At 70.4% G+C, this 9948-nt stretch carries 9 protein-coding genes; 3 read left to right on the top strand and 6 right to left on the bottom strand.

Translation table 11 applies throughout. The features are described 5' to 3' along the window. Positions 1-505: enolase C-terminal domain-like protein (locus tag FNH05_RS06080; RefSeq protein WP_281287593.1), on the top strand; the 505-nt coding region annotated here is incomplete at its 5' end. A gap of 8 nt (positions 506-513) precedes the next feature. Here FNH05_RS06080 and FNH05_RS39710 read toward each other — a convergent pair. Further along, on the bottom strand, positions 514-1197 hold the full coding sequence (locus FNH05_RS39710) for a DUF4232 domain-containing protein (RefSeq protein WP_144586283.1): 684 nt from the start codon (positions 1195-1197) through the stop codon (positions 514-516). 87 nt (positions 1198-1284) lie between these two features. Further along, positions 1285-3651 carry a xanthine dehydrogenase family protein molybdopterin-binding subunit gene (locus FNH05_RS06070; protein ID WP_144586282.1) on the bottom strand — a complete coding sequence of 789 codons (2367 nt, stop codon included), beginning with the start codon at positions 3649-3651 and terminating at the stop codon, positions 1285-1287. Between the two features lie 107 nt (positions 3652-3758). On the opposite strand from FNH05_RS06070, the gene FNH05_RS06065 reads away from it, so the two are divergent. Further along, positions 3759-3977 (top strand): PspC domain-containing protein, encoded by a 219-nt coding sequence (locus FNH05_RS06065; RefSeq protein ID WP_144586281.1) that lies wholly within the window; start codon positions 3759-3761, stop codon positions 3975-3977. A 133-nt stretch (positions 3978-4110) separates the two neighbouring features. Here FNH05_RS06065 and groL read toward each other — a convergent pair whose 3' ends face one another. The 4 genes from groL to FNH05_RS06045 form a co-directional block, all read right to left on the bottom strand. Next, positions 4111-5742, bottom strand: coding sequence for a chaperonin GroEL (groL, locus tag FNH05_RS06060; RefSeq protein WP_144586280.1), 1632 nt, complete (start codon positions 5740-5742; stop codon positions 4111-4113). 297 nt (positions 5743-6039) lie between these two features. Continuing rightward, positions 6040-7497 (bottom strand): serine/threonine-protein kinase, encoded by a 1458-nt coding sequence (locus FNH05_RS06055; protein WP_144586279.1) that lies wholly within the window; start codon positions 7495-7497, stop codon positions 6040-6042. A gap of 23 nt (positions 7498-7520) precedes the next feature. After that, entirely contained in the window at positions 7521-7727 is a 207-nt protein-coding gene (locus FNH05_RS06050) for a cold-shock protein (protein WP_144586278.1), read from the bottom strand. 202 nt (positions 7728-7929) lie between these two features. Then, positions 7930-8544, bottom strand: a complete 615-nt coding sequence (locus FNH05_RS06045) for an AIM24 family protein (protein ID WP_144586277.1) — start codon at positions 8542-8544, stop codon at positions 7930-7932. Between the two features lie 74 nt (positions 8545-8618). On the opposite strand from FNH05_RS06045, the gene moeA reads away from it, so the two are divergent. Beyond that, positions 8619-9824, top strand: a complete 1206-nt coding sequence (gene moeA, locus FNH05_RS06040) for a molybdopterin molybdotransferase MoeA (RefSeq protein ID WP_144586276.1) — start codon at positions 8619-8621, stop codon at positions 9822-9824. Positions 9825-9948: the final 124 nt, after the last annotated feature.

Raw genomic sequence — 9948 nt, 5'->3', positions numbered from 1 at the left:
GGCGGCGGGCGGGCTCGAATACGTCGAACAGCCCTGTGTTTCGCTGGCGGAGCTGGCCGCGGTCCGCCGCCGGGTGGCGGTGCGGATCGCGGCGGACGAATCGATCCGTCGCGCCGAAGACCCGTTGCGCGTCGCGGTGGCCGGGGCCGCCGACATCGCGGTGCTGAAGGTCGCGCCGCTCGGCGGTGTGCGGCGGGCACTGGAGGTCGCCGAAGCGTGCGGCCTGCCGTGCGTGGTGTCCTCCGCGGTGGAAACCAGTGTCGGGCTCGCGGCGGGGCTGGCACTGGCGGGTGCGCTGCCCAGCCTCGACTTCGCCTGCGGCCTCGGCACCCGCTCGCTGCTCACCGGCGACGTCACCGGCGACTCACTGTCGCCTGTGGACGGTTACCTGCCGGTGCCGCGCACCGCTCCCGAGCCCGGCCTCGCCGCGCGCTTCGCCGCCAACGAAGCCACTCGCGAGGCCTGGCTCGACCGCCTGGCACGGGTCCGCGCGCTCACCGCCTGAATCCCCGGTCAGTCCACACCCGCCGCGACCGGGGAGATGTACGTGCCCGGATGCGTGGCCGAATCCTGCCGCTGGATGGCGTCACCGGCCGTCCACGGCACGGTCAGCTGAGTGGTCTCGTCCGGCGGGGTGACGACCACCGAGGACGGCTGCCAAATGTCGTTGTCGGGCGCCGGGGTTCCGGTGCCCCGCAGGTAGGTGATCGTCACGTGAGCGCTGGCACCAGTGGTCAGCCGGACGGTTTCGGGTGTCTCGGACGACCGGCGCAGCGAGTACACGGGACCGTTCTGCGGGTCGTTTGGCCCGTGCAGATCGACCCCGCCGAAACCGTACATCGTGCAGTCGTGGCCGGACATATTGGTAAAGACCAGGAACACCGCCATCTGGTCGCCCTCGAGGGTCATCTTCTGCGTTCCCAGCTGGGCGTTCAAATCGGCGGTGTGGCAACGGGGAGTCGACACGTTGGCCTGCAACCCGCCGGTCGGCCCACTCCCTCCGGTCCGTGCCGACGTCGAGTCGGTACCCGCATTCCCCAGTGCCCCGGCCGTGGCAGAGGCGGACGCGCCCACCGGAGCAGCGGCCGTGGAAGAAGTGACCAAAGAGGACGCCGAAGAGCCCGATTGGCAGGCCCCCAGCAACAAGGGCAGTGCCGCTGCGGCTGCCGTGATTCCGACGATCTTTGTGCGCTTCATGGGAAGCAACCCCCGAACAGTAGTAGCAACTCGGTTCGGATAAGAAGACGTGCAACCGCATGCAGGGTTGTGCCCGATCGATTCTACTTAGGCGACCGCTTCGTCGGCGTCGGCGGACTTGGCCTCCTCGCGTACCGGCAGCGTGTCGAACACCGCGGGCGGTTCCCGCCACAACGGGCCCGGTGCACCCTGGCGGGCGGCCTGGATGGCGCGCCAGACCCGTTGCGGTGTCGCGGGAATGTCGATGTGCCGCACCCCGAGGTGCCGCAGGGCGTCGACCACCGCGTTCTGCACGGCGGGAGTGGACCCGACCGTCGCGGATTCGCCGATTCCCTTGGCGCCCAAGGGATTTCTGGGAGTGAGCGTCTCGGTGTTCGCCGCGATCAGGTCCGGGACGTCCACCGCGGAGGGGATCAGGTAGTCGGCGAAGGTCGCGGTCACCGGGTTGCCGTCCTCGTCGTAGCGCACCTGTTCCCACAGCGCCTGGGAAATCCCTTGCACCGCACCGCCATGCTGTTGCCCGCGCACGAGCAGCGGGTTGAGCACGCGTCCGCAGTCGTCGACCGCGATGTGCCGCAGCGGCCGGACGTACCCCGTCTCGGTGTCCACCTCGACGACGGAAACGTGGGCGCCGAAGGGGAAGGTCGCCCCACCCGGTTTGAAGTCGGTCTCCTCGGCCAGCGGCTGCCCGGATTCGGCGGCGATGGTCGCCACCTCGGCCCAGGTCACCGTCGCGCCCGGAACCCCGGCGACACCGAGCCCGCCGTCTCCCGCGACCTCGATGTCCTCGACGGCGGCCTCCAACCGGGCCGCGGCGATCTCCTTCGCCCGCCGCAGCACCAGTTCCGCCGCCTCGCGGACCGCGCTGCCTCCGACCTGGAGCGAACGGGAGCCACCGGTTCCGCCGCCGCGCGGCACCCGGGCCGTGTCGGACTGGAGGAAACCGATCTTCTCCATCGGGATGCCCAGCAGGTCCGCGACGATCATGGAGAACGAGGTGGGGTGCCCCTGGCCGTGCCCGGAGGTGCCGACCCTGATCGACGCGCCGCCGTCGGTGTCCACCTCGACCGAGGCGTACTCGCCCGCACCGCCGCCGGTGATCTCGACGTAGGCGCTCACCCCGATCCCGAGCAGCACCGTCTCCCCGGCCTCGATCCGGCGGGCCTGTTCGGCCCGCAGTTCGTCGTACCGGGCCAGGCGCAGCGCCTCGGTCAGCGGCAGGTCGTAGTCGCCGCTGTCGTAGCTCGCCCCGCTGATGGTGGTGAACGGGAACTCGTCGGGGCGCAGGAAGTTCCGGCGCCGGATCTCGACGGGATCGAGACCGAGCTCGGCGGCCGCCAGATCCATCAGCCGCTCCAGCATGGCCGCCGCTTCCGGGCGGCCCGCGCCGCGGAACGCGCCGACGGGCGTGGTGTTGGTGAGCGCGGCGATGCCCGCGTAGCTGATCTTCGGGATGCGGTAGACCCCCTGGGCCATGGTGCGGGTGGGCCCGAGGGCCAGTGCGCCGCCGAAGCCCGCGTACGCGCCCGCGTCCCCGATCACGCGGCACCGCAGTCCGCTGATCGTGCCGTCCGCCCGCAGCCCCAGCTCGGCGTACTGCACCTGTGCCCGGCCGTGCGGCATCGCCTGGAGGTTCTCCGAGCGGGTCTCGGTCCAGCGCACCGGGCGCCCGAGGCGCCGCGCCGCCTCGATCACCACCGCGTGCTCGGCGATCATGCCCGCCTTGCCGCCGAAACCACCGCCGACGTGCGGCGTGACCACCCGGACGCGCGTCCGCGGCCAGCCGAACACCTTCGCCACCATGCCCTGCAGGCCGTGGGGCATCTGGGTGGACACGTAGACCGTGGCGTCGAAGTCGTCATCGCCGGGAAGGGCCACGATCGCGTTGCCCTCCATGGGCGCCACCGCGAGCCGCTGGTTCTCGATCCGGGCGCGCACCACCACGTCCGCCCCGTCCAGCACGTCGTCGTGTGCGTCGCGGTTACCCGCGGCGACGTTCGAACCGAGCTCCGGGAACTGGACGGGCGCGCCGGGTTCGAGCGCCGCCTCCACGTCGATCGCGGCGGGCAGCGGCTCGTAGTCGACGTCCACCAGTTCCAGTGCGTCCGCGGCCGCGACCGCCGTCTCGGCGACCACCGCGACGACCGGCTCACCGGCGAACCGCACCCGGTCCTTCGCCAGTCCGTGGCGCTCACACAGGGCATTGACCTCGATGAACACCGGCAGCGGCGGCAGGTCGAGGTCGGCGCCCGTATACACCGCCACCACCCCGGAGGCCTTTTCCGCCTCGCCGGTGTCGATCCCGTTGATCAGCGCGTGCGCGAACGGCGAGCGGAGGAACGCGACGTACAACGCGCCGTCGAATCGGAGGTTGTCCACGTAGGTGCCCTGGCCGCGGAGCAGTTCCGGGTCCTCGACCCGGCGCACCTCGGTACCCAGCAAAGATCCCGCCATGCCTACCGACCTTAACGGTGGAGTCGCTCCAGGTAGGGGTGAAAACCCGGGTCGGGTCAGGGCTGTTCCCCGATGTCGTCCGGCCCCGCGGGGACGACGATGAAGTCATGACGAACGACACGGACACCAAGAAACTCCGCCGCAGCTCGACCGACAAGATGATCGCCGGGGTGTGCGGCGGCTGGGCCCGGCTGCTCGGCGTGGACGCGGCGATCCTGCGGATCCTGCTCGTGGTGGCCACGGTGCTGGGGGTCGGGACCCCGATCCTGCTCTACGCCGTCTGCTGGATCCTCATGCCCGAAGACACCTCGGCAGACGCCATCTGACCACGCCACGCTCCGGCCCCCGCCTGTCCCACCCGAGAAGGCCGAACCGAAAAGGCCAACCGAAAAGGCACAGCAAAAGGCCCGGGCGCGAAGCCCGGGCCCTTGCCTTGTGACTACTGCCGTGCGGCGTGACTCAGAAGTCCATGCCGCCCATGCCACCGGCGGCGTCGGCACCCGGAGCGGCCGAAGCCTTCTCCGGCTTGTCGGCGACGACAGCCTCGGTGGTCAGGAACAGAGCCGCGATCGAAGCCGCGTTCTGCAGCGCGGAACGGGTCACCTTGGCCGGGTCGATGACGCCGGCGGCGACCAGGTCCTCGTACTCGCCGGTCGCGGCGTTGAGGCCGTGACCCTCCGGGAGACCCTTGACCTTCTCCGCCACGACGCCGCCCTCGAGGCCGGCGTTGACAGCGATCTGCTTGAGCGGAGCCTCCACCGCGATCTTGACGATGTTGGCACCGGTCGCCTCGTCGCCCTCGAGCTTGAGGCCCGCGAACGCGGCCTTGGAGGCCTGCAGCAGGGCGACGCCACCACCGGCGACGATGCCCTCCTCGACGGCGGCCTTCGCGTTGCGCACCGCGTCCTCGATGCGGTGCTTGCGCTCCTTCAGCTCGACCTCGGTGGCGGCACCGGCCTTGATCACGGCCACACCGCCGGCCAGCTTGGCCAGGCGCTCCTGCAGCTTCTCGCGGTCGTAGTCCGAGTCGGAGTTCTCGATCTCGGCGCGGATCTGGTTGACGCGGCCCTGGATCTGGTCGGCGTCGCCGGCACCCTCGACGATGGTGGTCTCGTCCTTGGTGATGACGGCCTTGCGCGCGCGGCCCAGCATCGCCAGGTCGGCGTTCTCCAGCTTGAGGCCCACGTCCTCGCTGATCACCTGGCCACCGGTCAGGATCGCGATGTCCTGCAGGATGGCCTTGCGGCGGTCACCGAAGCCCGGCGCCTTGACGGCCACGGACTTGAAGGTGCCCTTGAGCTTGTTGACGATCAGGGTGGCCAGAGCCTCGCCCTCGACGTCCTCGGCGATGATCAGCAGCGGCTTGCCGGACTGCATGACCTTCTCCAGGACGGGGAGCACGTCCTTGATGTTCGAGATCTTCGAGCCGAAGAGCAGGATGTACGGGTCCTCGAGGACCGCTTCCTGACGCTCCGGGTCGGTCACGAAGTAACCCGAGACGTAGCCCTTGTCGAAGCGCATACCCTCGGTGAGCTCCAGCTCGAGCCCGAAGGTGTTCGACTCCTCGACGGTGACGACGCCTTCCTTGCCGACCTTGTCCAGCGCCTCGGCGATCAGCTCGCCGATGGTGCGGTCCGCGGCCGAGATCGAGGCGGTGGAAGCGATCTGCTCCTTGGTCTCGACCTCCTTGGAGGCCTTGTGCAGCTGCTCGACGATGGCCTCGACGGCGGTCTCGATGCCGCGCTTGAGGCTGATCGGGTCGGCACCGGCGGCGACGTTGCGCAGACCCTCGCGCACCAGCGCCTGGGCCAGCACGGTGGCGGTGGTGGTGCCGTCACCCGCGACGTCGTCGGTCTTCTTGGCAACTTCCTTGACGAGCTCGGCCCCGATCTTCTCCCACGGGTCCTCGAGCTCGATCTCCTTGGCGATGGAGACGCCGTCGTTGGTGATGGTCGGCGCGCCCCACTTCTTCTCGAGCACGACGTTGCGGCCACGGGGGCCAAGCGTCACCTTGACGGCTTCGGCGAGGGTGTTGAGGCCGCGCTCAAGACCACGGCGGGCGTCCTCGTCGAACGCGATCAGTTTGGCCATTGCGGTGTTGTCCTCCGGTATTGGGCGCTGCGTGGTCCGGTTGTGACGCCAGCAGCAGGACACGTCCTTCGGCCAGGCTCGGTGCCCGCGACGGACGACCGTGCTCGGATTCCGCCCGAGTCCGGCCTCACCGTCCCGACCTTCAGGCGAGTGATCGGTGACCACCCGCCTGGCACTCGACGGCGTCGAGTGCCAATCCCGTGTTTAGCACTCTCGACCCCAGAGTGCAAGAAGCGCAGGTCATGCGCCCCGGGATCGACACCTCCGGGTCACCGCTTTCGAGCGAACGCGGCCCGTTCAGGCGGAGGGCTTGATCGACACCTTCTCCGGCGGCTCCGCGGCAGAGGACGACGCACCCGCCGAAGCGGACGGCCTTCCGGTCGGGCCGACCTGGATGTTGGGCGCGGTCGTCTTCCCGGTACCTCCGCTTCCACCGTCACCGCTGTCCTTGCCGCCCAGCAGGAGGATGGCCGCGATCACGCCACCGGCGACCACGAGCACCGCGAGGCCGATCCACAGCCACGCCAGCTTCCTGCCGCCCTTCTCCTCCTGAGGGAAGCCGGGCTGCTGCTGGCCGAACGGCGAGGGCGAGCCGAAGCCGGACTGCTGCGGCGGGCCGAACTGCTGCGGCGGGCCATAGCCGGGCGGCGGCCCGTAGCCGGGCTGCTGCTGCTGATACCCCTGCGGCGGGCCGTACGGCTGCTGCGGCATCGGCGCCTGCTGCTGGGGCATCTGCTGGGGCATCTGCTGCTGCGGCTGCTGCGGCATCTGCTGGGGCGGCATCTGCGGCGGGCCCCACCCCGGCTGCTGTCCTGGTTGCTGTCCTGGTTGCTGTCCGTAGGGCTGCATCTGGCCCACCTCTCCCCGTGGTGCGGTCGTGTGCGGCGCTCCTGGCGGAGTCTGCGAAGCCGCGGCGGGCCCCAGTGCCTTGCGCGCCGCGGAGATCAACTCCACACAGTTGTCGTAACGGTCGGCCGGATTCTTCGCCATGCCCTTGCGGACCACGTCGTCCACCGCGGACGGCAGCGCGACGAGCCGCGAAACCGCGGGCGGCTCACTGGCGAGATGCCCCTTGATCACCGTGGGCACGTCGCCCTTGAACGGCGGGCTCCCGGTCAGGCAGGCGAACAGCACGCAGGCCAGTGCGTACTGGTCGGTGCGGCCGTCGAGCGGTTCCCCGCGCAGGTGTTCCGGCGCGGCGTAGGTCGGCGAGCCCAGGAAGTCCCCGCCGCGAGTGCGGTGCCCCGTGGCGCCGCGGCGGGTCAGCCCGAAATCGGCGACGTAGACGTGCTCGCGTGCCGACTCGCGACTGGTGACCAGCACGTTGGCCGGTTTGACGTCCAGGTGGACCAGACCCCGGTTGTGCAGGCTGTCCAGCGCGTCGGCAACCTGGTCCAGCAGGCGCAGCGTGCGTTCCGGAGCAATGGGTCCCGCCGAGATCAGACTGGCCAGATCGGCACCGTCGACCAGGCGCATGGCGATGTAGTGCATGCCGTCGATCTCGCCGAAGTCGTACAGCGGCACGACATTCGCGTGATCGATGGCCGAGGTGTTGCGCGCCTCGTCGACGAAACGCTCCCGGAACTCGGCGTCCGCACCGAGGTGCTCACCGATCACCTTCAAGGCCACCTTGCGCCCGAGCCGGACATCGGTGGCCTTGTACATGACGCTCATGCCGCCTTTGCCGAGCACTCCGTCGATACGGTAGTTGCCCAGCCGGCGACCGGTGAGGTCCCCCGACACGTCGCCTGTCACACAGCGCAGCCTAGCTGTAGGCGCTACGGGAGCTTCCGGACGTCCGCCGCCTGGCTCCGGCCGTCGCGACCCGCCTGGATCTCGAACTCGACCTTGTCACCTTCGTCCAGGGTGCGGAATCCGTCGGACTGAATGGCCGAGTAGTGCACGAATACGTCCGGGCCGTCCGGGGAGGCGATGAACCCATAGCCCTTTTCGGAATTGAACCATTTGACCGTGCCGACTGCCACGGCGTCCTCCTTGCCACAAAGAACGCTGGGAGGCCGAGACGAGCCGGCATCCCGAGATGCGGATCACGCTACCGGAATAACGGCGCCGGGCAATGGCCAAAGCGATACTTCATGGCGATTTTGCACGCGAACGGGAACATCCTGCCCGCTCCGGCGGCCCCGCCCGGGGTACCCGGCCCCCGCGACGGCCCGTCGGACCGGTTCAGCGGGACTTGCGCGCCTGCATCAGCAGCGTGCCCGGACCGGCGAAGTCGAGCGCAAGCCCTTCCCCGGTCCGGATCGACTGCTGACCCGAGGGGTCCAGCGCCCGGAGCCGGCACTGCAGCGAATCGGGATAGGCCAGCAGGTACTGCGGGCGCACCGTGATCAACTCCCCCGGCTCCAGCTTGAGCGCGTCCACCGGCCCGGCGGAGGCCAGTACGAGCGGCCCCGTCCCGCCGTAGTGGTCGAGGAAGCCGCTGTCACCTCCGAAGAGCGTTTGCAGCGGTCGCCAGTGCTGGTCGAGACGCACCGAGGCGGGCCGGGCCAGTACGGCCTCCTTGGCCACGTTCCACCCGGTCCTGCCGTCGAGTTCGAGCGGATAGACGTCGCCGGGCCCGGCCGGGGCGAGATCGAGCCAGCCGCCCTCCGCGGGCGCGGTGAACACCGAGGGCGCGCCCTTGCCGTGCGCCCGGAGCCCGCCTCTGGCCGGGGAAACCTCGGTGATCCCGAAGCTGCTCGCGATCACCGTGTCCGCCGCGGCCTGCACGGCCTCGCCGGGCGCCAGCCGGACCCGCGCCACGCCGAAGGCGGGCGTGTGCCGGGTGTGGACCTGCACCGAACCTCCCCCACCGAACCCGAACGAAACGGGGAGAGTGTTGCACGCCGGTACCGGCGGGGGAGGATGTGCACGTGATCTCCGTAGACCAGTACCGCGCCACGATCACCGAACTGCTCGGCACCGCCCCGGCGGTGAGCCTCCCGCTCGCCGACTGCGCGGGGCTCGTGCTCGCCGAGGACGTGCCCGCCGGTGTCTCGCTGCCGCCGTTCGACAACTCGGCGATGGACGGCTACGCGGTCCGGGCGGTGGACGTCGCGGGCGCGAGCCAGGACCATCCGGTCGAACTGCCGGTCGCGGAGGACATCCCGGCCGGGCGCACGGACGTGCCGGTGCTGCTGCCGGGCACCGCGCACCGGATCATGACCGGCGCGCCGCTCCCGCCCGGCGCGGACAGCGTTGTCATGGTCGAGCACACCGACGGCGGCACCGAACGGGTCCTGATCCGGCAGGCGAGCACCCCGGGCACGCACCTGCGCCGCACCGGCGAGGACGTCAAGCAAGGCACCATCGCGCTGCACGGGGGAACCGTGCTCGGACCGGCGCAGCTCGGGCTGGCCTCCGCGGTCGGTCTGGACCGGTTGTCCGTTCACCGGCCGCTGCGGGTGCTGGTGGTCTCCACCGGCTCCGAACTCGTGGTACCCCCGGCACCGTTGCGGCACGGGCAGATCTACGAGTCCAACAGCGTCATGCTGGCCGCGGCGATCAGGGCTCTCGGCTGCGAGGTGGAGGTGGTGCGCAGTGTGGTCGACGACGTGCCCACCTTCCGCGCGACGATCGAACCGAAACTGGCCTCGGCCGATCTGGTGGTGACCTCCGGCGGGGTGAGCGCGGGCGCGTACGAGGTGGTCAAGGACGCACTGACCGGGCTCGGGGTGACCTTCGCGAAGGTCGCGATCCAGCCGGGCGGGCCCCAGGGCAACGGCCGCTGGCACGGCGTCCCGGTGGTGAGCCTGCCCGGCAATCCGGTGAGCGTGCTGGTGTCGTTCGAGGTGTTCCTCCGGCCCGCGCTGCTCGCCGCGCTGGGACACGCCGACGTGGACCGCAGGCGGGTGCGGGCGCGGCTGACCGAGGGCCTGAAGTCGCCGTCGGGCCGGAAGCAGTTCCGCCGCGGCTACTACTGGCACCACGAGGGCGAAGTGACCGGTGAGGTGGGCCCGCGCGGCGGCCCCGGCTCCCACCTGCTGGCCGCGTTCACCCAGGCCAACTGCCTGATCGTGCTGCCGGAGGAGGTCACCGAGGCTCTCGAAGGAGCCGAAGTCGACGTCCTGCTCTTCTGACCGGCCTGAGGCGGACAGTCACGAACGGCGCGGTGCCCCGGTGCTGGGCGCGGTCGTGCTGCTCGGCGCACTGCGGCTGATCACCAGTCATCTCCGGTGACCATTTGTAACAACTTGTCGGCAA

The organism is Amycolatopsis rhizosphaerae, from assembly GCF_007713715.1.
GTDB classification, from domain to species: domain Bacteria; phylum Actinomycetota; class Actinomycetes; order Mycobacteriales; family Pseudonocardiaceae; genus Amycolatopsis_E; species Amycolatopsis_E rhizosphaerae.
Note: the sequence above shows the minus strand (reverse complement) of the source record. Positions and strands in the feature narration are given on the sequence as shown.